Origin of the sequence: Actinoplanes sp. CA-142083, from assembly GCF_050942195.1 — a bacterium.
In the GTDB taxonomy this organism is placed as follows: Bacteria; Actinomycetota; Actinomycetes; order Mycobacteriales; family Micromonosporaceae; genus Actinoplanes.
This window is the reverse complement of the sequence record NZ_CP192076.1, coordinates 8,918,544-8,943,618: the sequence shown is the minus strand read 5'-3', so window position 1 is coordinate 8,943,618 and position 25,075 is coordinate 8,918,544. Positions and strand designations below refer to the sequence as shown.

At 70.5% G+C, this 25,075-nt stretch carries 23 protein-coding genes and 5 tRNA genes; 16 read left to right on the top strand and 12 right to left on the bottom strand.

What is annotated here, in order from left to right; all coding sequences use genetic code 11:
• The first annotated feature begins 72 nt into the window (after window positions 1-72).
• The 8 genes from ACQPZX_RS40965 to ACQPZX_RS40930 all read left to right on the top strand — a co-directional run bounded on the left by ACQPZX_RS40965 (window position 73) and on the right by ACQPZX_RS40930 (window position 4,050).
• Window positions 73-996: a DUF6745 domain-containing protein gene (locus ACQPZX_RS40965; protein WP_433368129.1), complete on the top strand. Its 924-nt coding sequence runs from the start codon at window positions 73-75 to the stop codon at window positions 994-996.
• Window positions 997-1,479: 483 nt separating this feature from the next.
• Window positions 1,480-1,552 (top strand) — tRNA-Trp (locus ACQPZX_RS40960).
• A 201-nt stretch (window positions 1,553-1,753) separates the two neighbouring features.
• Window positions 1,754-1,826 (top strand) — tRNA-Ala (locus tag ACQPZX_RS40955).
• Between the two features lie 13 nt (window positions 1,827-1,839).
• Window positions 1,840-1,912: transfer RNA gene (locus ACQPZX_RS40950), tRNA-Met, on the top strand.
• A 1-nt stretch (window position 1,913) separates the two neighbouring features.
• Window positions 1,914-1,987 (top strand) — tRNA-Arg (locus ACQPZX_RS40945).
• A gap of 1 nt (window position 1,988) precedes the next feature.
• Window positions 1,989-2,067 (top strand) — tRNA-Met (locus ACQPZX_RS40940).
• Between the two features lie 19 nt (window positions 2,068-2,086).
• Window positions 2,087-2,683 carry a GNAT family N-acetyltransferase gene (locus tag ACQPZX_RS40935; protein ID WP_433368126.1) on the top strand — a complete coding sequence of 199 codons (597 nt, stop codon included), beginning with the start codon at window positions 2,087-2,089 and terminating at the stop codon, window positions 2,681-2,683.
• 11 nt (window positions 2,684-2,694) lie between these two features.
• Window positions 2,695-4,050 (top strand): B12-binding domain-containing radical SAM protein, encoded by a 1,356-nt coding sequence (locus ACQPZX_RS40930; RefSeq protein WP_433368123.1) that lies wholly within the window; start codon window positions 2,695-2,697, stop codon window positions 4,048-4,050.
• Here the strand turns inward: ACQPZX_RS40930 and ACQPZX_RS40925 are convergent.
• A complete protein-coding gene (locus ACQPZX_RS40925) occupies window positions 4,040-4,825 on the bottom strand; it encodes an SDR family NAD(P)-dependent oxidoreductase (protein ID WP_433368121.1) in 786 nt (261 codons plus the stop codon). The two genes, ACQPZX_RS40930 and ACQPZX_RS40925, sit on opposite strands and share 11 nt — an antisense overlap.
• Before the next feature lie 30 nt (window positions 4,826-4,855).
• Window positions 4,856-5,869: a fatty acid desaturase family protein gene (locus ACQPZX_RS40920; RefSeq protein ID WP_433368118.1), complete on the bottom strand. Its 1,014-nt coding sequence runs from the start codon at window positions 5,867-5,869 to the stop codon at window positions 4,856-4,858.
• A gap of 111 nt (window positions 5,870-5,980) precedes the next feature.
• On the opposite strand from ACQPZX_RS40920, the gene ACQPZX_RS40915 reads away from it, so the two are divergent.
• Together ACQPZX_RS40915 and ACQPZX_RS40910 are read left to right on the top strand one after the other, a co-directional pair.
• On the top strand, window positions 5,981-7,267 hold the full coding sequence (locus tag ACQPZX_RS40915) for a sensor histidine kinase (protein WP_433368115.1): 1,287 nt from the start codon (window positions 5,981-5,983) through the stop codon (window positions 7,265-7,267).
• Window positions 7,219-7,854, top strand: a complete 636-nt coding sequence (locus ACQPZX_RS40910) for a response regulator transcription factor (protein ID WP_433368112.1) — start codon at window positions 7,219-7,221, stop codon at window positions 7,852-7,854. Before ACQPZX_RS40915 ends, ACQPZX_RS40910 begins: the two co-directional genes overlap by 49 nt.
• On the opposite strand, the gene ACQPZX_RS40905 is transcribed toward ACQPZX_RS40910, so the two are convergent.
• Window positions 7,844-9,061, bottom strand: a complete 1,218-nt coding sequence (locus ACQPZX_RS40905) for an MFS transporter (RefSeq protein WP_433368109.1) — start codon at window positions 9,059-9,061, stop codon at window positions 7,844-7,846. The two genes, ACQPZX_RS40910 and ACQPZX_RS40905, sit on opposite strands and share 11 nt — an antisense overlap.
• Window positions 9,058-9,600 carry a winged helix-turn-helix domain-containing protein gene (locus ACQPZX_RS40900; RefSeq protein ID WP_433368107.1) on the bottom strand — a complete coding sequence of 181 codons (543 nt, stop codon included), beginning with the start codon at window positions 9,598-9,600 and terminating at the stop codon, window positions 9,058-9,060. Before ACQPZX_RS40900 ends, ACQPZX_RS40905 begins: the two co-directional genes overlap by 4 nt.
• A gap of 72 nt (window positions 9,601-9,672) precedes the next feature.
• Here ACQPZX_RS40900 and ACQPZX_RS40895 point away from each other — a divergent pair, with 72 nt between their 5' ends.
• Window positions 9,673-10,374 carry a carbon-nitrogen hydrolase family protein gene (locus ACQPZX_RS40895; protein ID WP_433368104.1) on the top strand — a complete coding sequence of 234 codons (702 nt, stop codon included), beginning with the start codon at window positions 9,673-9,675 and terminating at the stop codon, window positions 10,372-10,374.
• Here ACQPZX_RS40895 and ACQPZX_RS40890 read toward each other — a convergent pair.
• From ACQPZX_RS40890 to ACQPZX_RS40875, 4 genes are all read right to left on the bottom strand, one after another.
• Window positions 10,371-11,786 (bottom strand): M1 family metallopeptidase, encoded by a 1,416-nt coding sequence (locus ACQPZX_RS40890; protein WP_433368101.1) that lies wholly within the window; start codon window positions 11,784-11,786, stop codon window positions 10,371-10,373. The genes ACQPZX_RS40895 and ACQPZX_RS40890 overlap by 4 nt on opposite strands.
• A gap of 110 nt (window positions 11,787-11,896) precedes the next feature.
• A complete protein-coding gene (locus ACQPZX_RS40885) occupies window positions 11,897-12,991 on the bottom strand; it encodes a glycoside hydrolase family 11 protein (protein WP_433368098.1) in 1,095 nt (364 codons plus the stop codon).
• A gap of 262 nt (window positions 12,992-13,253) precedes the next feature.
• Complete coding sequence (locus ACQPZX_RS40880; RefSeq protein ID WP_433368095.1) at window positions 13,254-14,165, bottom strand: DUF6282 family protein; 912 nt, start codon at window positions 14,163-14,165, stop codon at window positions 13,254-13,256.
• On the bottom strand, window positions 14,162-14,815 hold the full coding sequence (locus ACQPZX_RS40875; RefSeq protein ID WP_433368092.1) for a GntR family transcriptional regulator: 654 nt from the start codon (window positions 14,813-14,815) through the stop codon (window positions 14,162-14,164). Before ACQPZX_RS40875 ends, ACQPZX_RS40880 begins: the two co-directional genes overlap by 4 nt.
• 236 nt (window positions 14,816-15,051) lie before the next feature.
• Between ACQPZX_RS40875 and ACQPZX_RS40870 the strand changes: the two genes are divergently transcribed.
• Genes ACQPZX_RS40870 through ACQPZX_RS40860 form a run of 3 tightly spaced genes read left to right on the top strand, consistent with a single transcriptional unit; the run spans window position 15,052 to window position 17,703 of the window.
• A complete protein-coding gene (locus tag ACQPZX_RS40870; RefSeq protein WP_433368089.1) occupies window positions 15,052-16,089 on the top strand; it encodes an ABC transporter substrate-binding protein in 1,038 nt (345 codons plus the stop codon).
• Between the two features lie 56 nt (window positions 16,090-16,145).
• Window positions 16,146-16,928 (top strand): ABC transporter permease, encoded by a 783-nt coding sequence (locus tag ACQPZX_RS40865; protein WP_433368086.1) that lies wholly within the window; start codon window positions 16,146-16,148, stop codon window positions 16,926-16,928.
• A 1-nt stretch (window position 16,929) separates the two neighbouring features.
• The gene (locus tag ACQPZX_RS40860) at window positions 16,930-17,703 is read left to right on the top strand and encodes an ABC transporter ATP-binding protein (protein WP_433368083.1); all 774 of its coding nucleotides are present in this window, start codon (window positions 16,930-16,932) and stop codon (window positions 17,701-17,703) included.
• Between the two features lie 4 nt (window positions 17,704-17,707).
• Here ACQPZX_RS40860 and ACQPZX_RS40855 read toward each other — a convergent pair whose 3' ends face one another.
• Window positions 17,708-18,223 carry an isochorismatase family protein gene (locus ACQPZX_RS40855; protein ID WP_433368080.1) on the bottom strand — a complete coding sequence of 172 codons (516 nt, stop codon included), beginning with the start codon at window positions 18,221-18,223 and terminating at the stop codon, window positions 17,708-17,710.
• A gap of 92 nt (window positions 18,224-18,315) precedes the next feature.
• Here ACQPZX_RS40855 and ACQPZX_RS40850 point away from each other — a divergent pair, with 92 nt between their 5' ends.
• A complete protein-coding gene (locus ACQPZX_RS40850; RefSeq protein WP_433368077.1) occupies window positions 18,316-19,566 on the top strand; it encodes a MerR family transcriptional regulator in 1,251 nt (416 codons plus the stop codon).
• A 191-nt stretch (window positions 19,567-19,757) separates the two neighbouring features.
• Here ACQPZX_RS40850 and ACQPZX_RS40845 read toward each other — a convergent pair whose 3' ends face one another.
• Window positions 19,758-20,699: an ArsR/SmtB family transcription factor gene (locus tag ACQPZX_RS40845; protein WP_433368075.1), complete on the bottom strand. Its 942-nt coding sequence runs from the start codon at window positions 20,697-20,699 to the stop codon at window positions 19,758-19,760.
• Window positions 20,700-20,757: 58 nt separating this feature from the next.
• Between ACQPZX_RS40845 and ACQPZX_RS40840 the strand changes: the two genes are divergently transcribed.
• On the top strand, window positions 20,758-21,984 hold the full coding sequence (locus ACQPZX_RS40840) for an MFS transporter (protein WP_433368072.1): 1,227 nt from the start codon (window positions 20,758-20,760) through the stop codon (window positions 21,982-21,984).
• A 352-nt stretch (window positions 21,985-22,336) separates the two neighbouring features.
• On the opposite strand, the gene ACQPZX_RS40835 is transcribed toward ACQPZX_RS40840, so the two are convergent.
• Complete coding sequence (locus ACQPZX_RS40835) at window positions 22,337-23,374, bottom strand: oxidoreductase (RefSeq protein WP_433368069.1); 1,038 nt, start codon at window positions 23,372-23,374, stop codon at window positions 22,337-22,339.
• 16 nt (window positions 23,375-23,390) lie between these two features.
• Window positions 23,391-24,974, bottom strand: a complete 1,584-nt coding sequence (locus ACQPZX_RS40830) for an alpha/beta hydrolase (protein ID WP_433368066.1) — start codon at window positions 24,972-24,974, stop codon at window positions 23,391-23,393.
• Window positions 24,975-25,075: the final 101 nt, after the last annotated feature.

Below are 25,075 nucleotides of genomic sequence, written 5' to 3'. Positions count from 1 at the left end.
TGCCGGATCCCGGGCGCGCGGCCATCCTGATCACATGAGCATCTCTCGAAAGGGCGTGCGCGCCCTCGCGCTTTGACCGCCCCCGCGCGGCGCCCCGCCGCGCTTCCCCCGCAGCCTCCTTCGCTGCCGCCGCATACCGGCTCGCTTTCCCCGCACCACCCGTGGTCCGCCGCGCTTTCGCGGCAGCTCGGGCGACACGCCCCGCGTAGGCCGGACTACTGGCGCCAGGCCGCGGAGATCCGCCAGGAGTGGCAGGAGATCGGCCTTTCCACCGACCCGGCCGACCGTTCTGCCGCCGAGGAAGCAATCGCCTCGATCTACGCCCGGCACCGCCGCGCCCGCCCCGAGTTCCACTGGGTGGAGTCGCCCCCCGCGGCCCTGCCCTGCCTGGCCGGCTTCCCCACCCACGAAACCTTGCGATCCTGGGTGGACACCCGCCGCCCACCCGGACACCCACCCATCGCCAGCGACATCGCCGCCGGCCTGTCCCGCCTGCGGTCGGAGTTGGCCGAGGGCTTCGTCGAGCCGGCCACCGACCGCCCCTTGATGAAGCGCCCCAAGAACAAGCCGTGGCCCAGCCTCCCACCGCCCGAAGCGCTGGACGCCAGCCTGCCCTTCCAGGAGCTCCTACGGCAGGGAGTCCGCGACGCCCTGTTCCGCAGCCTGGCGGACGGCGTCTACCTCCCCATCCGCGCGGCCCTCGGCCCGATTCCCGTGGGCTGGTACGGGCATCAGGACGCCGCCTGGGTCGGGCACCTCGATGTGCTGCGCCGGCTGGGGCTGGTGCCGGGCGGGCAGCGCGCGTCCTTCGACGCGTGGGTGACGCTCGCTCGCGCCGGGGGCTGGTGGTGGCCCGGCGAGCACGTTTGCGTGCTTGTCGAGAGGCCGGCCGTTATTCGCGTCGAGCCGGTTCCTGGATCCTGGCACGGCGAGATTCGGCTGCGGCGTGATCCGGGCATCCCCGCGGTCGAATATCGCGACGGCTGGGCCATTTGATCCCGGCCTCTAAATTGCACGCGTAAAAGGATTGTCATTCGTGGCGCGCGTCGACTACTGTTTGAGGGGTCCGCAGGGAGCGCGCACGAAAGGGGATCGAGATGATGTGGCAGGCCGCCAGTCGGGTCGACCTCGCCGCGCGTGGTGCGACGTTCGATCGTGATGGCATGGCCGAGCCCTCGGGCCGGTGCATGCGACGAGCGACGAAGTGGCGCTCCCTGGGAGAGAGCTGGCGAAACGGCTGACGCCGTCACGGTTTCCGCCGCCGCCCTCCCACCTCGGGAGAGGCGGCTTTCTTCGTCTCGAAGGCCTCGCCTCTCCGCGAAGCCCCGACTCCGCGTGGGGCCTCGTTCAGGGGTCTCGTCCAGGAGCTTCGTCTCGAGGGTTCGTTTCTGGGCTCGGATGGTCCGGGTCGGGAAGGCCTCGAGGAAGGTCTGCGGAGTTCCAGAGAAGGGCGGGCGGAATTCGTGCGATATTCGACTCACGGGCGTAGCTCAATTGGTAGAGCAACGGTCTCCAAAGCCGTCTGTCGCGGGTTCGATTCCTGCCGCCCGTGCGTGCCATTGAATAGCGATTTCTGACATCCCCAAGAATGGGGCGAGGAGCGGCGGTCACGCGGGCCGGCTCGGTGGGTGAGGCGACCACCGGGCTCGCTGGACGGGAACACTTGCGCTACCCGGCCAACGCGGGCGCCGCCGCCCTCGCCCCAAGCGACCATGGCAGCCAGTCGCACGCGTTGCCGGCTCCGCGGTCCAGAGGGCTCGTAGCTCATTTGGTAGAGCGCCCGCCTTGCAAGCGGGAGGTGGCCGGTTCGAGCCCGGCCGGGTCCACGTCAAGCAGCACGTCGTCGTAGCTCAGCGGTAGAGCGCCGCCCTCATAAGGCGGAGGCCGGATGGTTCGACACCACCCGACGACACACCCCCGTGGCGCAACGGGACAGCGCGCCGGACTACGAATCCGGAGGCTGGGAGTTCGAATCTCCCCGGGGGTACTGGCAGGGTGGAGCAGCTCGGAGTGCTCGCGGGTTTCATAGGCCCGAGGTCGTGGGTTCAAATCCCACCCCTGCAACCAAAGCGAATAACCTCAAGACATGGTGTACGTGGTCAGAGCTCTCGACCCGTCGACCTGGGACGCCTTCGCCGCGCTGGTGGAGCGGAACAACGGCGTCTTCGGCGGGTGCTGGTGCGTGGGGTTCCACGGCGAGCTGTCGCGGACCGACGCGGACGTCAACCGGGCCACCAAACTGCGGCGCGTGCGGGCCGGGACGAGCCATGCCGCGCTGGTCTTCGACGGGGACGACTGTGTGGGGTGGTGTCAGTTCGGCTCGCCGGCCGAGCTGCCCGCGATCAAGAGCCGGGCCGCGTACGAGAAGGGGCGCGTCGGCGAGCTGCCGGACTGGCGGATCGCCTGCTGCTACGTGGGCAAGGGCCACCGGCGTCAAGGCGTGGCCACCGCGGCTCTGGCGGGCGCGCTCGAGTTGATCGCGGGACTGGGCGGCGGCACCGTCGAGGGTTACCCGGAGGGGGCGGACTCGGTGCCGGCGGGCTTTCTCTACAACGGGGCGCTCTCGACGTACGAGAAACTCGGTTTTGAGAAAGAGCGCCCGATCGGCAAGCATCGCTGGGTCGTGCGCAGGGTCGTCGAACCGGCCCAAGTCGCACACCCTTTCTCCGCATCTGATCCCTAACGTGCGGGGTCATGCGCGTGACGATGATCCTGCCCGCCCTCACCGAGGCGACCAGCCCGCTGTTCCGGCCGATCAAGTACTCGCTGTTCCCGCCGCTCGGGCTGGCAACCCTGGCCGCCTACCTGCGTGATGACGACGAGGTGCGGATCGTCGACGAGCATGTCGAGAGGTTCGACCCGACCGACGAGCCCGACCTGGTGGTGATCCAGGCGTATATCACCTCGGCCCGCCGCAGCTACGAGATCGCCGACCGGTACCGCGAGCGCGGCGTCTTCGTGGCGATGGGCGGCCTGCATGTGACCTCGCTGCCGGAGGAGGCCGCGCGGCACGCCGACGCGATCTTTCTGGGGCCGGGCGAGGACACGTGGCCGCGCTTCCTGGAGGACTTTCGCAAGAAAAAACCCATGCATACGTACGTGTCGGCAGAGCGCACCCTGCAGGGGCTGCCGCCGGTCCGTCGCGACCTCATCAAGCGGGAGCGGTACCTCGTACCCAATTCGATCGTCGTCTCGCGGGGGTGCCCGCACCACTGCGACTTCTGCTACAAGGACGCGTTCTTCGAGGGCGGCAAGTCCTTCTACACGCAGGTGGTGGACGACGCGCTCGCCGAGATCGATCGGCTGCCGGGCCGGCATCTCTACTTCCTCGACGACCACCTGTTCGGCAACCGGCGGTTCGCCGAGGCGCTCTTCGACGGCATGGCCGGCATGGGTCGCGTCTGGCAGGCGGCGGGCACGGTCGACACGATCCTGGCGCCCGGATTGCTGGAGAAGGCGGTCGGCGCGGGCCTGCGCAGCATGTTCGTCGGCTTCGAGACGGTCAACGCCGCGAACCTGGCCGAGCAGCGGAAACGGCAGAACGTCGGGCACAGCTACGAGGCGGTGGCGCGGCGGCTGCACGACGCGGGCGTCATGGTCAACGCGAGCTTCGTCTTCGGGATGGACGGCGACGGCCCGGACGTGTTCGAGCGGACCGTCGCGTGGGCGGTCGCCAACGGCCTCGAGACGGCGACGTTCCACATCATGACGCCCTATCCGGGGACCGCCCTCTTCAAGCGGATGGAGACGGCCGGCCGGATCGTGCACCGGGAGTGGGATCTCTACGACACGAGGCACGTCGTCTACGAGCCGCGCGGGATGACGCCCGAGCAGCTCGAGGCCGGCTACTGGCGGGCGTACCAGGATTTCTACCGGTGGGGCGCGATCTGGCGCGGCGCCCAGGGCAAGCCGCGCGCGGAGAGGTTGCGGCATCTCGCGTACGCGGGCGGGTGGAAGAAGTTCGAGCCGGTGTGGGACGCCCTGATCCGCTCGAGGCAGGTGCTGCGGGCGCTGCCGCTGCTGGAGAAGGCGCTCGCGCTCAGGTCGTGACGTTCAGCCAGCCGCCGTCGACGTAGTAGGTCGAGCCGACCGTGTACGACGCCCGGGCGGAGCACAGGAAGACGAACAGGTCGGCTACCTCCTCCGGCGTCGCGAAGCGGCCGATCGGGGCGTTGTCGTCGGCGATCTTCTGGAGGTACTGCTCCCAGGTCTGGTCCGTGCCCTCGGTGAGCAGCTTCGCCGTCTTCACCCAGTCGCCGGTCATCACCAGGCCCGGGTTGACCGCGTTGACCCGGATGTTGTCGCCGATGAGCTCGTTGGCCAGGCACTTCGAGAACATCACCAGCGCCGCCTTGGTCACGTTGTAGATCGGCTCGTAGCCGAGCGGCTGGGTCGCGCAGATCGACGCGTTGTGCAGGATCACGCCGCCGCCGCGCTCGCGCATGCCGGGCGCGAGCGCGCGGGCCAGCCGGACCGCGGCCATCACGTGCAGCTCCCAGTAGAGCTGCCAGCGCTCGTCCGGGGCGGTGAGGATCTTCTCCTCGCTGCCGGCGCCGGCGTTGTTGACCAGGATGTCCGCCCCGCCGAACTCCTCGGCCACGGCGGCGGCCAAGCGGTCGGCGCCGTCGGGGGCGGTGAGGTCGGCGGGGACGGCGATGACCCGTACGCCATGGATCTCGGACGCCGCGGACCGCAACCGCTGCTCGTCGCGTCCGCACAACACCAGATGCGTGCCCTCGGCCGCCAGGCCGTGGGCGATCGCCAGGCCGATGCCGGCGCTTCCTCCGGTGACCACCGCCACCTTTCCGGCAAGTCCGAGATCCATGACGCAACTGTCCCACGACTCGGCCGGCGGTTACGCCACCTTGGCGCGGCGCAGGTCGGCGCCGACGTCGTGCAGGTGGCGCAGGGCCTGGGCGTAGGAGTCGGTCAGGGAGGTCATCTCGTAGGACACCCCGATCTCGTCGCAGAACTGCTGGACGATCGGCTGGGCCTTGCGCAGGTTGGGCGACGGCATCGCGGGGAACAGGTGGTGCTCGATCTGGTAGTTCAGCCCGCCCAGCGCGACGTCGACCAAGTAGCCGCCGCGGACGTTGCGGGAGGTCAGCACCTGCTTGCGGAGGAAGTCCTCGTCGCCGTCGGGGTGCGGCATGCCCTTGTGGTTAGGGGCGAACGTCATGCCCAGGTACACGCCGAAGACCGCCTGGTGCACCACGAAGAAGGCCAGCGCCTGAAGCGGGCTCAACACCAGGAGCAGGGCCGACACGTACGCGACGATGTGGGTCGCCAACAGGATGCTCTCCATGCGGCGGTGCTTGACCGTGCCGTCGAGCAGCGCGCGGATGCTGTCTTTTCGCAGCGACAGGCCGAGGAGCGTCAGCAGGGGAAAGAAGAGGTACGCCTGATATCTGGTGAGAAATCCCTTGCCGCGGGCGTCTTCCCGGTTCCACACCAGCACGCCGGGGCCGACGTCGGGGTCGAGATCGTCGTGGTTCGGGTTGGCGTGGTGCTTGGTGTGCTTGTCCATCCAGTAGCCGTAGGACATGCCGATGCCCAGATTGCCCGCGATCAGGCCGGCGCGGCGGCTCGGCGCGTTCGTCCGGAAGACCTGGCGGTGGGCGAGGTCGTGGGCGACCAGCGCGAGCTGGGCGAACACCACGCCGAGCAGCACCGCCACCGCGAGCGTCCACCAGGAGGCGCCGACCAGGAAGAACGCCGCCCAGCCCCCGGCGAGGGCGGCGGCCACGAGGCTCAGCCGGACCGCGTAGTAGGCCGGCTGTCGTTGCAGGAGGCCGGCTGCGTTGATCCGCCGGCCCAGCTCCGCGAAGTCGCTCCCGGCCGCCCGCGGCCGCTCTGCCATTGTCGTCATGCCGTACAAGGCTTCCGGAACGGCGGGCCGAAGTCAGGAAAGCCAGGTCTACTTCTGGGAGTAGTGCTAGCCCTACCGCGTTCTTGGGGATGGTCGGTCACCATGGTGGTCATGGAGACCAGGGACTGGATGCGGGACGGGCTGCGGGCGGTGGCCGGCGGCGCTCTCGCCATCGTCCTGTCGATCGCCAATTTCGCACTGTTCGTGCTCTTTGTCTTCGCGCTCGTCATGACGCCCGTGCTGGGCTTCGGGCTGGTGCTGCTGCCGCTGGTCACGCGGCTGGTCCGGCTGCGCGCCGACGTCGGCCGGCACATCGGCCGCTGGTGGGACGTGCCGATCGCCCGGCCGTATCGTCCCCGGCCGGAAGGCGCGCTGCCGGTCGGCTGGGGCGCCTTCCGCTGGATCATCACCGACCCCGCCACCTGGCGCGACTTCGCGTGGCTGCTGCCGGGCGCGATCATCGGCCTGGCGCTCGGCTTCGGCTCGTTGCTCATCCCGCTCTACGGCCTGCAGGGCATCGTCCTGATTCCACTGTGGATCTGGCTGGGCACGGGGGAGTACGGCTACGGCGTGATCTGGCCGATCCAGAGCGTGAGCGAGGGCTTCCTCTCGCTCCCGCAGGGCGCCCTGATCCTGGCCATCGGCCTGGCCTCCGCGCCCTACCTGCGCCGGGTCGACGCCCAGTTCACGCGGCTGTTCCTCGCCCCCACGCGCAACGCCGAGCTGCGCCTGCGGGTCACCCAGCTGACCGTCACCCGGGCCGACACGGTCGACGCCCAGGCGGCCGAGCTGCGGCGCATCGAGCGCGACCTGCACGACGGCGCGCAGGCCCGGCTCGTCTCGCTCGGCATGACGATCGGCCTCGCCGAGGAGATGGTCGAGCGCGACCCGGCGACCGCCCGCAAGCTGCTCGCCGAGGCGCGCGAGGTGAGCACCACCGCCCTGGTCGAGCTGCGCCACCTGGTGCGCGGAATACACCCGCCGGTACTGGCCGAGCGGGGGCTCGACGGCGCGGTGCGGGCGCTCGCGCTCAACCTGCGCGTGCCCACCAGCGTCGACTCCGAGGTGACCGAGCGGCTCGACACGCCGGTCGAGTCGGCGGCGTACTTCGCGATCGCCGAGGCCCTGGCCAACGCGACCGCGCACAGCGGCGCGACCTTCGCGTACGTCATCATCAAGCGGGGCGACGACCGGCTCTTCCTCGAGGTCGGCGACGACGGTCACGGCGGCGCCGACCCGGCACACGGCACCGGCCTGCGCGGCATCCAGCGCCGCCTCGCCGCTTTCGATGGCACGATGGCGCTGTCCAGCCCGCCGGGCGGACCGACCATCGTGACCATGGAGTTGCCGTGCGTGTTGTCATCGCCGAGGACCATGCTCTCCTCCGGGACGGATTGACCCGGCTGCTGGAGGCCTTCGACTTCGAGGTGGTCGCCACCGTTGACAACGGCCCGTCACTGCTGCCGGCGCTGATCGCCCACAAACCGGACGTGGCGGTCGTCGACGTACGCCTGCCGCCGACCTTCACCGACGAGGGGCTGCAGGCCGCGATCGCCGCCCGCACCGAGATTCCCGGGCTGCCGGTGCTCGTTCTCTCCCAGCATGTCGAGCCGCTCTACGCCCGCGAGCTGCTCGGTGACCGGGTCGGCGGGGTCGGCTACCTCTTGAAGGAGCGCATTTCCAACGTCGCCCAGTTCGTCGACGCGGTCCACCAGGTGGCCGCCGGCGGAACCGTGATGGACCCCGAGGTCGTGGCCCGCCTGCTGGACCGCAGCCGGCCGCTCGACGTGCTGACCGTCCGGGAGCGGGAGGTCCTGGGGGAGATGGCCGCGGGGCGTTCCAACGCGGCGATCGCCGCCAAGCTGTTCGTCACCGAGAAGGCGGTCAGCAAGCACATCAACAACATCTTCACCAAGCTCGACCTGCCCCCGTCCGACGACGACAACCGGCGGGTGCTGGCCGTCCTCGCCTACCTCAACTCCTGACCGGCGCGAGTGCGGATGCGGCCGCCTGGCGGATGCCTCGGCTGAACGTGGCGGTCACGGCGGAGACCACGACGGCGGCGGCGAAGAGCAGGATCGCGGCGGGGGCCGACCAGGCGGCCACGACGACGCCGGCGAGGATCGGGGCGGCCGCGGCCATCGAAGTCGCCACGACCATCACGATGCTGATGACGCGGCCCTGCAAGCGGTCGGGGGTGATGGCGGCCTGGGCGCCGAAGAGCGCGGCGTTGCAGGCCGGGCCCAGGAAGACCGTGAGGCCGAGCGGGATGGCGGCGGCGACGCCCGGGACGAGCAGGGCCGAGACGGCCAGGAGCGCGGCGGCCGTCCAGCAGATCGCGCGGGTCAGGGCGGGCAGGCTCAACCGGCTCTGGATCGCCGGGGCGCAGAGGGCGCCCAGCAGGCCGCCGGCGGCGACGATCGTCTCGGTGAGGCCGATGATCGCGGGCGGTGTGCCGTTCTGCTGCAGCGCCACGATGACGGTGAACAGGATCCCGCCGACGGCGAAGTTGAGCGGCACGGCGACCAGCAGGACCGCACGCAGGAACGCGTTGGCGAACACGAACCGGAACCCCTCGGCGAACGCGGCGCCGTACGGCTGCGGCTTCTCGATCTTGCCTTGGAGCGGCTTGCGGATCAGCAGCACCGCGACCACGGACACGACGGAGGAGACGGCGTTGCCGAGGAACGGCACGGCGTGACCGAGGCCGAAGAGGAAGCCACCGAGCGGCGGTCCGGCCAGCGAGGCGCCGTACGAGCGGGCCTCGTTGCGCGCCACCGCGGCCGGCAACTGCGCGACCGGGACGATGCTGCGCAGGGCCGCGTCCTCCGCCGTACCGAACAAGGCGCCGGCGGCGGCGTCGACCACCGCGACCACGACGATCAGCAGGAAGCCGGCCCGGCCGGCGAAGACCGCCAGGGCCAGCGCCGCGAAACCGGTGAGCCGCACCAGATCGCAGGCCACCATGACGCGGCGGCGGTCGATCCGGTCGACGAGAACGCCGGCCGGGAGCCGGAAGGCCAGCCGCGCGACGTGGCTGAGCGTGCCGGCCAGACCGGCACTGACCGCGGAGCCCGTCTCGGCCGGGACGAGCAGCGCGAGTGCCAGGGACGCGACGCCGTCGCCCAGGTCGGAGAGCGACTGCGAGCCCCAGAGCAGGTTGAACTCGCGGTTGCGCCGCAGGCTCGTCATCGCAGCGGGTAGGTGTGCAGCACGACCAGCACCTTCTCCGCGTCCGGGTCGTCGGCCTCCCGGATCAGCCGCTCGATCTCGGCGTTGAGGCGCTCGAGCCGCTCGGGAGTGGTGCGGATGACGTAGTCGGAGCTCGCGGCGGCCCGCTGCCACGCGGGGCTCCACCGCTGCCGGGCGACGTCGGCGTGGTAGGTGTCGATCGCCTGATCCCAGACGGCCCGCGCGGTGCGCTGCACGACCGTCGCCGCCTCGGCGCCGCCGACGCCGAGGTCCGACCACAGTGTCGAGTCGTGGACGGCCTTCCACCAGCGTTCCCGGCCGTGGGCGCCCCGGCCCTGCTCGGGCGCTTCCTCGACGAGGCCGTAACGGGCGAGCAGGCGGAGGTGGTGGCTGGTCTGGCCGGTGTCGGTCTCGAGCCGCCGGGCCAGGATCGCCGAGGTGGCGGGGCCGTCGACCCGCAGCGAACCGACGATCCGCATGCGCAGGGGGTGGGCGAGCAGCCGCATCATGCCGGCGTCGGCGACCAGAGCATTCTCCATAGCCCGACGATAGGGGCGCTGAGATTCTACGCAACCATCTATGCATAGAACCTCTGCATTTAGCATGACGGTATGCGGATCGGGGCCTGCCAAACGCCGGAGATCTTGGGGGACGTCGATGCCTCCCTGCGCGTCATCCGGGAGTTCGCTGACGCCGGCGACGTCGACCTGCTGCTGTTCCCGGAGTGCTTCCTGCAGGGATACCTGGTCACCGAGCAGCATGTGCGCGAGCACGCGCTGGAGCTCGACTCGGCGGTGCTGACCGAGCTGGCCGGCATCCGGCCGACGGTCGTGCTGGGCATGATCGAGCGGGAGGGCGACCGCTACTTCAACACCGCGGCGGTCGTGCGCGATGGACGGGTCGTCGGGCGATACCGCAAGACGTTCCTGGTCCCGGGCGAGTCCGTGTTCACGGCCGGCGACGACTATCCGGTCTTCGAGTGCGGCGGCATGCTGTTCGGGATCAACATCTGTTACGACGCGCAGTTCCCGGCGGCCGCCGCGGGGGTCGCGGCCAACGGCGGCCAGGTGTTGCTGCTGCCGGCGCAGAACATGATGCGGCGCGACAAGGCCTTCGAGTGGCAGCACCGGCACAACGCGATCCGGGCGGAGCGCGCCCGCGAGACGGGCATGTGGCTGGCCTCCGCGGACGTCACCGGCGAGCGTGGCGACGACCGGATCGGCTTGGGGCCCACGTGCTTCCTGAACCCGGCCGGCGAGGTGATCGCCCAGGTGCCGGCCGGGAGGAGCGGCATGGTGGTAGCCGAGATCTAAATGGCCGGCTTTGACGGGGTGTAGAGCCACGCGGTGAACAGGGCGCCGAGGTCGCGGCCCGAGATGCGCTCGGCGAGGGCGATGAATTCCGCCGTGGACCCGTTGCCGTTGCGGTGGATCTGGGCCCACGAGCGAAGGATGCGGAAGAACTTGCCGTCGCCGACCGCCAGCCGCAGCGCGTGCAGCGTCATGGCGCCGCGGTTGTAGACGGCGCCGATGAAGAGGTTGGGCGGACCCGGGTCGGCGACCTTAGACTTCCACAGCGACGAGGTGGCCGGGGTGGCGTACCGCCGATCGAAGATCTGCTGCGCGGTCTCCAGGCCCTCGTGCTCGCTCCAGAGCCACTCGGCGTACGAGGCGAAGCCCTCGTTCAGCCAGATGTCCCGCCAGCGGTGCACGGCCACGCTGTCGCCGTACCACTGGTGGGCCAGCTCGTGGACCACGACGCTGTCGCCGTCCTCCTGCGAGCCGAAGTCCTGCGGCGTGTAGATCGGGCGGCCCTGATTTTCCAGCGCGTAATCCCACTCGCCGTCGGCGTCCACGATGCCGCCGGCCGCGCGGAACGGGTACGGTCCGAAGTAGCCCGACAGGAACTGGAGGATCTCCGGCTCGCGGGCGAAGGACTTGGCCACCCGGGCGTACGTCTCCGGCGGAAGCGCCGGGTCGATCGCGTCCAGGAACTGGATGCCGTTCTTCCGGTACGACTTGACGTCGAACTTGCCGATCGCCGCCATCGCCAGGTACGTCGCCATCGGCTCGGTCTGCGCCCAGCGCCACGTCGTCCAGCCTCGCGCGGTCGAGTGGCCGGCCGGGAGGCCGTTGGAGATCGCCCGCAGGTCCTGGGGGACGGTCAGCGCGATCGAGAAGGACGCCTTGTCGCTCGGGTGGTCGTTGGACGGGAACCACGCCTGCGCGACATCCGGCTCGCCCAGGATGACCACGCCGTCGTCGGTGGCGAAGGCGCCGCCGTCGCCGAGGTCGGGGTCGCGGATCACCTTGGGCACGCCGTCGTAGACGATCCGGGTGTCGAACGTGTGCCCCTTGCTCAGCGACCGGCGCGGCGTCACGGTCAGCTCGGTGCCGTTGCGGGACCACCGGGCCGGTCGTCCGTCCACCGTGACCGAGCGGATCGTCAGGCCGTCGAGGTCGAGGTTGAACGCCGAGAGGCGCTGCGTCGCCCGGGCATGGATCTTCACCACGCCGGCCAGGGCGTCCGACGCCGGCGCGTATCTGATCGCCAGGTCGTAGTGCTTGACGTCGTACCCGCCGTTGCCGTCGAGCGGGTAGTACGGGTCGCCGATGCCGGCCGAGCCGGGCGTCGCAGGAGAGTAGGCGGCGTCGGCGGGCGTGCCCGAGAGCACGACGGACGTCGAAACCGCGAGGACCAGGGCCAGGGCCAGCTTCCGCGCCATGCAGAACAAGCTATCCGTCGCGGCCGATCAATGCACGGGCGCGATCGGCGCCGCCGTGAGCCCGAGTGCCGGGTCGGTGGGCACCGGCCCGGCACTCGGCTAGCACCGCGTCAACTGCAGGCGGCGCCGTTCAGCGAGAAGCCGCTCGGGGCCGCGCTGTTTCCATTGTGGGTGGCCTGGAAGCCGATCGTTGTCGAGCCGCCCGGTGGGATCGCGCCGTTGTAACTGACGTTTGTCGCCGTCACCGCGCCGCTGGTCGGGGAGTACGAAGCGCTCCAGCCCGAGGTGATGTTCTGGCCCGATGCCAGGTTGAACTTCAGGCTCCAGCCGTTGATGGCGGACGAGCCGGTGTTCTTGATGGTGATGTTGTCGGTCAGGCCGTTGTTCCAGGCGCTCACCGAGTTGGTCACCTGGCAGGCGCCGCCACCGCCCGGGTTGGTCGGCGGGGTGGTGGGTGGCGTCGTGGGCGGGGTGGTCGGCGGGGTCGTGGGCGGGTTGGTGGGGGTCGAGCCCTCGCTCACGGTGAGGTTGGAGCTGACGTTGCTCTGGTAGCCCTCGGTCGCCATGATCTGGTAGTCGTGGCTGCCGAGGTTGAGGCCCAGGTTCTTCCACGCGTTGAAGTGGTTGGCGGTGGTGATGGTGCCGCCGGTGCGGTGTGACTGGCGGACGCTCCAGTACTGGTAGAACGTCGCGGTGCCGATGATCGACGGCTGGTTGACCCGCTGGGTGCGGTAGATGTCGTAGGTGCTGCCGTCGGTGGTGACCGAGCCCAGCCGCTGGGCGCCGGAGCTCGGGTTGTAGTTGCCGAAGTTCTCGACGACGTAGTACTCGATCAGCGGGTTGGTGGTCCAGCCGTACAGGGCCAGGTAGCAGTTGCCGCCGCAGTTGAAGGAGCCCGAGTAGTTCACCGTGTGGGCCGAGCCGGGCTTCCAGCCCTTGCCGACGACCGAGTTGTTGATGCCGTTCATCGAGACGCTGTAGCTGCCGCCGGCGCCCAGCGTCATGGTGACGTTGCCGTTGTCTTTCCAGTACGAGAAGAAGTAGCCGTTGTGCGTGCCGGTGGTGTTCGAGGTGACCGTGCGGTCGGCCTCGGCGTGGGCCACTCCGGAGACCGCGACCGAGGCGGCGGCCAGCAGGACGGCGCTGGCGGCACTGACGATTAACCGGGTGAGCCCGCGACGCTTCGGGGGAACGGGGGAATTCACGCGCGTGCATCCTTCCTGGAAAAGGGAGGAGGGAGCGCGGCCAGGGTGGAACCAGCCCGACCCTCCACGATGAAGTCCATCGATGGATGAAGTATTGGGCGGGCTGATCCGCACTGTCAACAACTTCCGGAAAGTCAGCGAAACAGTCGCCGACATATGCGCAGGTCAGCGGATCAGGAGATCGAGAGCTGCCGAAACTTGGGCCGAGCTATCGGTCACGATTCCGAAAGTTCCGGTGCTTATCCCGTACGATGAAAGGGTGTTAAATCGCGATAAAGCGCGAGTTGTCGACGGCCATGGTCCGCACCTCGTCCTCTTTGAAGCCTGCCTCGAGGAGCTTGTCGGCGAAGAGCGCGAGCCCGTCCTCGACCGGCGGATTGAACGGCTGCCCGAGGTCGCTCGACAGGATCGAATGCTCGACGCCGACCGCGCGGATGTTGTCGAAGAGGTCCTGCCACGAAACTTTTCCGGTGAACGGCGTGGTGAAGCAGCGCTCGAGCAGCGCCCCCTGCTCCGCGAGCTCCTGCTGCTGCGCGACCGTGAGCCGCTGCGACGTGAACTCGGGATGCGTGACCACGATGCGGCGCACGCCCTCCTCGCGGGCCGCGCGCACGACCGCGAGGATCTCCGGCGCCGACAGATGCCCGGTGGCCAGCACCATGTCGTGCTTCGCGATCACTCGCAGCACCTTGCGCACCTGCTCGAGCACGCTGCCGTCGCCGCCGACCACCTCGACCACGTCCGGCACGATGCCCTGCGCGTGCAGATCGGCCTGGAGCGCGCCCCACATGGCCGGCTTGCTCCCCGGGAGATCGGTGGCGGTGGTCGACCGCTGGTTGCGCGAGTCCACCGTGGGCATCCAGACGATCCGCGCGCCGAGTCGTCCGGCTATTTCGACCGCCGCCGGATTCATCCCGCCCATCGACCCGTTGAGGGTGATCGCCCCCAGCACGTCGACGCCCGGCACCGCCGCCCGCACCACGGCCGCTCGCTCCGCGGTGGTCACGTAATGGGATTTCAGGATAAATCCGGCGAGTCCGTTTTGCTGAAAAAGTCGTGCTAGCGACAAGTCGTCGATCCGCCGCTCCATCACATCCGGCGCGATGTGGACATGTGTGTCGTAAGCCCCGGCAACCAGCGAGCGCGCGGCCGACGAGGGAACGGGGTGGCTCATGACTCTCCCATGATGCGACGGTTGGTGTGTGACAAAGCTGCCTCGACGTGCCCGAGGTGGTGGCGCATCGCCTTCTCCGCGGCCTCCTCGTCGTGGCCGGCGATGGCCTCGACGATCGCCGTGTGCTCGGCCAGCGAGACCGACGCCCGCCCCGGCACGAGGATCGTGCGGAACTGGAAGCGCACCAGCTGCGCCCGCAACCCGGTGATCAGCCGGGCCGCCGTCTCGTGCCGTGCCGCCGCGATGATCGCCGCGTGCAGGGAGGCGTTGCCCTCCGAGTAGCCGAGCAGGTCGCCCTCGTCGAGCTTGCGGCTCATGCCGCCGAGGATGCGGCGGATCCCGGCGATCTCGCGCGCGGTGGCGTGCCGGGCGGCCGACCGCGCGGTCAGCGCCTCGAGCACGGCCCGCGCCTGCAGGATCTCGACCGCCTCGGCGTCGGTGACGACCCGGACGCGCGCGCCGCGGTGCGGCGTGAGGAGAACCACACCGTCCTGACCCAGGCGGACCAGCGCGGTACGCACGATCGCGCGGCTCACCTGAAGTCGCTGGGCGAGGTCGGCCTCGACCAGGCGCTCGTTCGGCATCAGCTCGCCGCTGTAGATCAGGTCGCGCAGTCGCAGGTAGGCGTCGTCGGCGGCGGGCGACGTCAAGGGAGTCCTCTCCAATACGGGAACGGATTGCTCACAATCTTGTGCACAGTCGAGCTTCTGTCAACCAGGTCTTGACCTGCGTAGATGTCCATTTCGGACGTGGAAAGGCAGTATACGGCGACCGATTTGGCAGGAAAAGAGCGCCATGACACGGCAACGAGGCTGATCTACGATCTCGTCCGGACGCAGGGCCGGACGGACGGGCGTCCATAGACGAATAGTCAACGGAGGCTTGGATGATCAGACGATCTCGTGTGCTGGCGGCGACGCTGCTGGCCGCAGTGCTCGTGACCGCGAGCGCTTGCTCGAGTTCGGACGATGACAGCAGCAAGGCAAGCGGTGGCAGCACGGGCTCGTCGGGCGAGCTGAAGAAGGTCACCTACGTGACCGCGTTCGGCGCGGTGGGCCGTGACTCCTTCGCATGGGTGGCGAAGGAGAAGGGCTACTTCAAGGACGCCGGTCTCGACGTCACGATCCAGAAGGGTGCCGGCAACGCCCAGATCCTCGGCCTGATCAAGGGCAAGCAGGCCGACTTCGCGGCCCTCGACTTCACCGGCGCCGAGATCCAGGCGGGCAAGGGCGCGTTCACCAACTGGCGCGCGATCGCCGCGATCCACCAGCAGACGCTGGTCTCGATCATGACCACCGCCGACACCGGCATCACCAAGCCGACCGACCTCAACGGCAAGACCGTCGCCACGGCGTCCGGCTCGGTGAGCGAGCTGCTCTTCCCGGCGTACGCCAAGCTGGCCGGCCTCGACCCCAAGAGCGTGAAGATCCAGGGCGCCCAGACCACCGCCCTAAACACGCTGATGGCGCAGCGCAAGGTGGACGGCCTGAGCACGTTCCTGCTGTCCAAGAAGGCGCTCGAGACGGCCTCCAAGAAGGACGTCGTCGTGATGCCGTACAGCCAGTACCTGTCGGACCTGTTCGGCAACGCGATCATCGCTCGGGACGACCTGATCAGCAGCGACAAGGACATGGTGAAGAAGTTCACCGAGGCCGCCATGAAGGGTCTGCAGTACACGATCGACCACCCCGACGAGGCGGCCGAGATCATGCACAAGGACCAGCCGACCGCGGCCGTTCCCGCCGCCGTCGGTGAGATCAACGCGATGAAGCCGTACGTGTCGCCGCCCAACGGCGCCCCGCTCGGCCACCTCGACCAGGAGCGGGTCGCGCGCAGCATCGCGATCCTGCAGGGCAACGGCCTGATGCCGGCGGGCCTGACGCCGGACAAGGTCGTCGACTTCAGCTTCATCCCAGCTAGCTGATTGATGGTGCGGGGCGGGTAGCATCCCGCCCCGCACACCAAATCGGACGGAGCAACATGACCGACATCGAGGCGGGCTCCCGCGGGGCGCGGCTGTGGTCCAACGCGGTGCTCCCCACCCTCGGCGTGGTCATCACGGTCGCCGTGTGGTGGCTGGCGACCGTGGTGTTCCACATCGACCCGTTCTACGTGCCCTCGCCCGCCGACGTCGTCGACAAGTTCATGGAGATGCCCGGCTTCCTGCTCCAGGAGTCGTGGATCACGATTCAGCGCGTCCTGATCGGATTCGTCATCGCCGTGGGCGGTGGCCTGATCATCGCGGTGACGCTGGCCGCGTCCCGCACGGTCGAGCGGATGGCGATGCCGGTCCTCGCGGCGGTCAACGCGATCCCCAAGGTCGCGCTGGCCCCGCTGCTGCTGGTCTGGCTGGGCTTCGGCGACACTCCCAAGATCGTCATGGTGGTGCTCGTCAGCTTCTTCCCGGTGATCGTCTCCACCATGGCCGGCCTCACCTCCACCCCGTCCGACCTGCGCGAGCTCGCCCGCTCGCTCAAGGCGTCGTGGTGGCAGACCTTCGTGAAGGTGCGGCTCAAGTGGGCGCTTCCGCAGATCTTCGTGGGCCTCAAGGTGGCGACCCCGCTGGCCATCATCGGCGCCGTCATCGGCGAGGTGGTCAACCCCGACCACGGCCTCGGCTCGGTCATCGCGGGCTCGAGCGCCTCCAGCGACACGACGCTGGCCTTCGTCGCGCTGGTGCTGCTGGCCGTCATCGGCGTCGTCCTGTTCTATCTGGTCGCCGGGCTCGAGCGGCTGCTCGTCCCGTGGTCCAAGGGGGTTTGAGATGATCACCATCGACGCGGTGTCGCAGACGTTCAAGGGAAAGTCCGGCCCGGTCGAGGCGATCCGGGACATCTCGCTGACCATCGGCGACGGCGAGTTCCTGACCATCATCGGCCGCTCGGGCTGCGGCAAGTCCACGTTGCTGCGCATGATCGCCGGCCTCCTCAAGCCGACCCGCGGCACGGTCACGGTGGCCGGTGAGGTCGTCCGCGCGCCCCGCCGCGACGTCGCCATGGTCTTCCAGAAGTCGGCCCTGCTCCCGTGGCGCTCGGTCGAGGACAACATCATGCTGCCGGTCGAGATCTTCGGCTGGCGCAAGTCCGAGTACCGCCCGAAGGCCGAGCACCTCCTCGAGATGACCGGCCTCACCGGTTTCCGCAAGCGCCTGCCCCACGAGCTCAGCGGCGGCATGCAGCAGCGCGTCTCCCTCTGCCGGGCGCTGATCCAGAGCCCGAAGGTCATGCTCATGGACGAGCCCTTCTCGGCCCTGGACGCCCTCACCCGCGAAGAGTTGGCGGTCGAGCTGCAGCGCATCCACATGGACCTGGGCACAACGATCGTCTTCGTGACCCACTCCATCCAGGAGGCCGTGCTGCTGGCCGACCGGGTCGCCGTCCTGAGCTCCCGCCCCGGCCAGCTACGCCGGCTGGTGGAGATCCCGATCCCACGCCCGCGCACCTTCGGCCACAACGCCCACATGGACCAGGTGGCCGGCGTTTCCGCCGAACTGCATTCCCTCCTGCTGAGCGACGAGCACCTGCCCGCGTCTCGTTAGCCGCTCACAGGCGCTCGAGCAGGTCCTTCGTTTCGTGGACGTCGCCGAAGCGGGGCAGGATGACGGTCAGCGCGTGCTCGTGCTCCACTGCGGTCATCCCGCTCATCGCGTCGGAGGCGAAGAGCACCTCGAAATCGTGGTCGGCGGCCGCCCTTGCCGTTGACTCGACGCCCATGGTCGTGGCCAGTCCGGCCATGATGACGGTGTCGATGCCGCGGTCGCGCAGACGTTCGGCCAAGCCGGTGCCGTAGAAGGCGCCGATCGTGCGCTTCACGATCACGATGTCGCCATCCTGCGGCTGCAGCTCGGGAACGAAGCCGCTGCCGGGCGGCTGCGAAGCCACCCTCGGCCGTTCGGCCCGCACCAGGACGACCGTGCCGCCGGCCCGTCGCAGGGCGGTGGCCAGCGCGACCGTCCGGGCCACCACGTCGGCGCCGCGATGCGGGCCCATATCCTGCTCCACGATGCGCGGCATCAGGTCGACGGCGATCAGGGCGGTGCTTGCGGCGACGAGGTTCATGCCGCGAGCGTACGGAAGCTTGACCTTGACCTTGGGGTAAGGCTCAGCGTGTGGTGTGCCGGTCGCGTGGCCGGCACGAGGAGGATGACACCGTGGGGCTGGTGACGATCGGGGCGTTCGCCCGCGCGGCGAAACTCACCCCCAAGGCGTTGCGGCTCTACGACGACCTGGGCCTGCTGCCGCCCGCCGCCGTCGACGCGGAGTCGGGATACCGGTTCTACGACCTGGACCAGCTGGGCCGGGCCGGGATGATCGCGCGGCTGCGGGGGATCGGGATGCCGCTGGCGGAGATCCGAGGGGTCTGCGACCTGGAACCGTCCGCGGCGGCCGAGGCGATCACCGCGTACTGGGGGAAGGTCAGCGCCGAGACGGCCGGGCGCGCCCACAACGTCGCCCTCCTCGTCGAGCACCTGTCTCAGAAGGGGGCAGTCATGTCCGACACCAGGTTTCGGTACGCCGTTCGCCGCGACGCGGGCCGGGGACGCGACACCAATGAGGACGCCGCCTATGCGAGCGATCGGCTGCTGGCGGTCGCCGACGGCACCCGCGGTAGCGGCGACGTGGCGGAGAGGGCGATCGACACCCTCCGCGCGATCGAGCTGACCGACTCGCCGGCGGCCGAGTTGCTGTCCCGCCTGGCGGCAGCCGTGGAAGACGCCAACCGGGCCGTGCGCGCCGGTCGGGTTGGGGATGCCGGGCGCTTTGGCGACGCGGGGCGGGCTGGCGACGCGGGGCGGGCTGGCGACGCGGGGCGGGCTGGGGATGCGGGCCGGGCTGGGGATGCCGGCCGGGCTGGGGATGCCGGCCGGGCTGGGGATGCCGGCCGGGCTGGGGATGCGGGGCGTGCTGGGGATGCCGGCCGGGCTGGGGATGCCGGCCAGCTGGACGCGGCCACCACGCTGACCGCGATTCTGCGACGGGGCACGCAGCTCGCTCTGGTCCACATCGGTGACACGCGGGCCTACCTGTTGCGCGGCGGTGAGCTCTCGTTGCTCACGCAGGACCACACGTGGGTGCGGAACGAGGTCGAGCACGGGCGTCTCAGCGCCGAGGAAGCCGCCGCCCATCCGCAGCGGGCACTGCTCACGCGCGCGCTCGGCATGAGCGCGCCGCTGGTGGAGGCCGATCTCGCCCTGCGCACGGCGCTGCCCGGCGACCGCTATCTGCTCTGCTCGGACGGCCTCTCCGCGGTGGTCGCGCGTGCCGAGCTGCGGGCCGCCCTGGCCGACAGCGCCGAGGTGGCCGATCCCGAGGCCGCGGCCGACCGGCTGGTCGAGCTCGCCTACGCGCAGGGCGCACCCGACAACATCGCCTGCGTCGTGGCCGACGTAATCACCGGGTGAGCGTCGGTGGCCGATGTGATCACCGGGTGGGCCTCGGCTGGTCTGCGTCGTCGCTGATGTGGTCGCCGAGTGCGCGTTGGCTGGTCTGCGTCGTCGCTGATGTGGTCGCCGAGTGCGCGTTGGCTGGTCTGCGTCGTCGCTGATGTGGTCGCCGGGTGAGCGTCGGCCGGCCTGCGTCGTCGCCGGGGTGATCACGCTATGAGCGAGTCGCCCCGGCTGGTTCGCCGGTAGAGCACCGAACGCCCGCTCCTCGCGCGGGTCACCAAGCCCGCGTCGCGCAGGACCGCGAGGTGGTCGCCGACCGCGCCCAGGCTCATGCCGAGGGTCTCGACCAGGTGGGTGGTGCTGGCCGGGTGATCGAGCGCGCGCAGCACGGTCGCCCGGGAGTGGCCGATCAGGCGGTCGAGACCGTCGGGCCGGGCCGGCTCCTCGGCGGCGGCGACGCCCTGAGCGGGGTAGAGCAGCGCCGCCGCCCGGGGCAGGTCGAGGCTGAGCCAGCTGCCGCCGAAGCTGTTCGGCACCAGGACGAGCTGCGCCCCGCCGATCTCGTACGGGCGCCACTCCCAGTCGTTGATCGAGAGCTGGCCGTCGGGCAGCCAGCGCAGGTGCGGGCGCAGGCCCTCGAGCGCGTCGGCCAGACCGTAGGTGGCGAGCCGGCCCGCTCGCTGGATGACATCCCGCTCGAGCACGGCGCGTAGCCGTCCCCACTCGGGCTCGATCACGCGCTGCCACAGACCTTCGACACCGTCCGCAATGGACGGCACCACGTCGGCTACGTCGAGTGACGCCGGCAGTGCGCCGCCGACGCTGACCATCAGGTCGCCGCGGGCGCGGATGCCGTTGGTGGCGCGCACCGCGGCGATCTCGTCGGCGAAGCGGGTCTCCACGCCGGCGGGCGGCGGCGCCACGAAGTCGGGCATCCACGTCGTTCGCCCCACCAGATCGGCGAACGCCGCGAACGTCGGGTCGGCGTCGCGGAGCGCGGCCAGCGCCGGGCGGTGGCGGGAGACCCACTCGGCCAGCCAAGGCTGAGCGGACCGCCCGGCCAGCAAGGCCAGCGCCGCGACCGTCTCGGCCAGCGGCGAGATCGCGAACCTCGTCGTGGTCTCGTGATCGACCCGGAGATTAGTCATGTTTCGCTCCTGAGCGAAACTCTAGCCTTCCGGCGCGGAAGATCCGAGGGTCGGCGTCATGACCACCTATCGGGCGCTCTTCGCGAACGGCGAGTTCCGGGCACTGTTCGCGGGCAACGCCGCCACGGTTGCCGGCGGCACCATGCAGGGCCTCGCGCTCTCCGCGCTGATCTACGCGACCACCGGATCCCCGCTGCTCTCCGCCCTGGCCTTCGCCGGCGCGCTCTTCCCGCAGGCGATCGGCGCGATGACCCTGCTGTCGCTCACCGACCGCCTGCGGCCGCGCGCCTTCCTGGCCGGCTGGACCCTGGTCAAGGCCGCGGTCGCCGCCGTTTTCGCCCTCGGCGCGCTTCCGCCGTGGGGCATGCTCGCCCTGCTCATGGCGGTCGGAGTCGTCGACTCGATCACCGGCGGGATGCGGGCCGGCATCATCGTCGACATCGCGCCGGGGAACTTTGTGCTCGGCCGCTCGGTCCTGAACGTCTCCGTCGGCCTCATGCAGATCCTCGGCTTCGCCACCGGCGGCCTCGTCATCACCGCGCTGGGCCCCGGCCGGGCGCTGGCTGTCGCGGCTGCGCTGACCGCGATATCGGCTTTGTTCTTCCGCTTCGGGCTCGCCGACCGCCCGCCCCGCGGAACCGGCCGCGCCGGCATCCGGGCGACCTGGCACGCCAACAAATCGCTGCTCGGCGACCCCGTCACCCGCCCGCTCCTGCTCGGCGCCTGGCTCCCCAACGGCCTGATCGTCGGCGCCGAGGCGATGTACGTGCCCTACGCCGGAAACCACGCCGCCGTGCTCTTCGTGGCCGCCGCCCTCGGCATGCTGACCGGCGACGTCGTGGTCGGCCGCTGGGTTCCCGCCGCCCAGCGGGCACGGCAGGTCAACGCGCTGCAGGCATTGCTGGCGTTGCCCTACCTGTTCTTCTTCCTTACGCCGAGCGTCTGGGTCGGGGCGGCGCTGGTCGCGGTGGCGAGCTTCGGCTACAGCGGCACGCTCGGACTCCAGCAGCGCCTGGTCGACGCGATCCCCGAGGGGATCCGCGGGCAGGCGCTGGGCCTGGACAGCAGCGGCCGCATGACCTTCCAGGCCGTCGGCGCGTTCGTGGTCGGCCTGATCGCCGAGGTGGCCGGCGCCCCCGGGGCGATGACCCTGGCCGCGATGGCCTCGCTCCTGGTCAGCGCGATGCTGTGGCGCCCACTGCGCAGTCACTTCACGACCGGCGCCCCGACCGCCGTCGCTGTCGGCGTCGGCGCCGGGGTCGGGGTCGGGGTCGGCCGATCATGATGAGTTGGGGTGCGGCGCGAGCGGCAAGTCATCAAGGCTGCGAGGCGCGGGCCGTGAGGGCGCGGGGCGTGAGGGCGCAGGGGCGCGAGGCGGTGATGAGTTGGCGTGCGGAGCGGGCGGCAACTTATCAAGGCCGCGCGGCGGGAAGCGGGGGGCGCGGCGGAGTTGGTGAGTTGGCGTGCGGAGCGGGCGGCACTGATCAAGGCCGCGCGGCGCGAGGCGGGGGCGCGGCGGAGTTGGTGAGTTGGCGTGCGGAGCGGGCGGCAAGTCATCAAGGCTGCGAGGCGCTCGCGGGAGCCGCGTCGGGGTTGCGGGCGACCGCCGGCGAGAGCCCGGCGGCCGCCCGGCGAGGTCAGTGCCAGGAAAGCTTGGCGACCCGGCCCTGCGCGCCCGACGCCCAGCAAGCGCCGTCCCCCGCGCACAGCACGGCGTCGAAGGTGCCCGTGTCGAACCGCTTCCAGTTGCGCCCGCCGTCATACGAGATATCGCTCCCGGTCGGCCCGACCGCCAGCGCCACCGGCCCGCGCCCCACCCAAGCGGCGCCCGACCGGTATTCGCCCGGCACGGTCCGGGCGACCTTCCAGACCCGGCCCGACAGATACGCAGCCCCGGACGGTGCCGACGTAGGCGTCACATAGTCGCCGCCCACGGCCAGCCCGTGCGACGCGTCCCGGTACGCCAGGCTGTAGATCCCCGCGCTCGGCCCGCTCGGCACCGGCGTGTCCGTCGCCGACCACCGCAGCCCGCCGTCGCGCGAGGTGAAGACCCGGGCCGACGCCCCGCCCCCGGTCGCGAAGAACGCCTTGCCGCCCGCCGAGACCAGGCACGTGCCGCTGGCCGCGAACGCGAACTCCCCCTCGAGCGCCGCCGGCATCCCCGCGGTCGGCAGCACCCGCCACGACCGGCCGCCGTCGCTGGTGCGCAGGATCCGGAACTTGCCGTCCACCGGGTCCGACAGGGCCAGCCCGTTGCGCCGGTCGAGGAACGTCATGCAGTCGTAGAACGCGTTCGCGTCCTGGTTGACGAACGCCGACCGCCAGCTGCGGCCGCCGTCCGAGGTTGTGTAGATGCGGGAGTCGGCCCCGTTCCCGATGGTCAGCGCCACCGCGTTGCGGGCGTCGAACGCCTCGATGTCGCGGAACTGCAGCGCCGCGGCGTCCGCCGGGCCGACCGAGGCCCAGTGCCGGCCGCCGTCGACGGTTCGCAGGATCGTGCCCTCGGTGCCCGCCACCCACGCGACCTTGCCGCTGACCGGCGCCAGGCCGCGGAACTGCGCGGTCACTCCGGTGTCGGTGAGCTGCCAGTGCGGCCCGTGCCCGGTGAAGCCGGCGGTGGCGGCGAGCACGGCCACCCCGGCGATCGCGATCGACAACTTTCGCTGCAACATCATGAACCGGAACGTACCGCTATCGATCGAGCAGGTCACGCAGCCGTACGGTATCGGCGGTCGTCCATCCCGGCGGCGGGGCCAGCGCCGCCCAGCCGTCGACCGTTCCGGACTTGTAGACGTGGCCGTGCCCGGTCGGCGCCTTGTTCGCGAAGATCAGGTCGACGGTGGTCTGCCAGAAGGTGATCACCGGGTACCAGTGCATCGCGGGGGTCACGTCGGGGCCGCGCTCGCCGTGCAGCCATTCCGGCCGGTGCCAGAGCAGGTTCGGGTTCACCCACACCACCGGGTCGGACGAGTTCTGCATGTAGACGACCTTGGGTGGCGGCCCGGTGCGATCGCGCAGCTCCGAGGCCTGGCTGGCGAACTCGATCGGCAGCGCCGGGTACGACGGGTCCCACACCGTGGTGCCGTCGGCCCGGTCACGGGTGAGCTGCTGGTGGATCGGGTTGGCGAAAGTCGGCCCCTCGAGCAGGATGCCGTCGGCGCCGGCGACCATCTTCTCCGCCGTGCCGAACGTGTGCTCGGTGCCGTACGTCCCCAGGCTCTCCCCGAAGATCAGCAGCTTCGGCCGGGCGGTGGCGGGCATCGCGGCCCATCGGTCGTGCACCGCCGTGATCAGGGCGGATGCCGCGTCGACGACCTGGGTGCGGCCGAAGAGGAAGCAGAGCGCGCTGGGCAGGTACGAATACTGCATCGACACCAGCGCGGTGTTTCCGCCGTACATGTACTCCAGCGAGCTGGTCACGTCGTTGTCGACCCAGCCGGTGCCGGTCGGGGTGAAAACCGCCACGACCGCCCGGTCGAACGCGCCGGTGCGATCCATCTCGCGTACCAGCAGGTCGGCCCGCTGCCGCACGTCGCCGGCCGAGGCCAGCCCGGCGTAGAGCCGGATCGGCTCGGTCGACGGCTTGCCGGTGAAGTCGGTGATCTGCTGCTGGGTCGGCGCCTTGGTCACGAAGTTGCGGCCCTGCCGGCCCAGCGAGTCCCAGCCGACCAGGGAGCCGGGCCCGCCCGAGCGCAGTGCCGACGCCGGCCGCACGACGCCGGCGCCGGTGCCGCTGTCGGTGATCGCGGCCGAGCGGTCGGCGGTGGTGTAGAGGTTGTCGACCAGCAGGCCGTCGAACGCGCCGTAGCTGAGCACGGTGACCAGCACGAAGCCGGCGCAGTAGGCGGCCGACTCGGGCACCAGGCGCTCGAGGAGCCGGGCGATGCCGTGCGCGGCGAGCCGCAGCAGCCGGGCGGTCAGCAGGAGCAGGGCGAAGGTGAGCAGGCTGACGCCGACGGTGCGCATCGCGTCGTACTCCTGCTGTGGCTCCATGCCGAGGCGGACCCGCAGGTCGCGCTGCCATCGGGTGCCGAGCCAAAGGAAGATCAGGATGAGCACCGGGACCAGCGCGAACAGCAGGCGCCAGGCGATCAGCTCGACGCGGCGGCTCGGCCACCAGCGCAGCCGTACGAGCGCGCCGATCGCGGTGCCGGCCGCGTACCCCAGCGCGGCGGTGAGACCGGCGACCACGCCCTGCAGGAACCAGGAGCGGGGGAGCAGCGAAGGGGTGAACGAAAGGCAGTAGAAGACGGCCGAGAGGCCGAAGCCGGTCACGCTGAGACCGCATCGGACGACCCGCCGCCGCGGGAGCGTGCTTTTCACCGGTGAAGGGCTGCGCCGCTGCGCAGGAATCCAGCTGCGTCGCGGCGCGGACG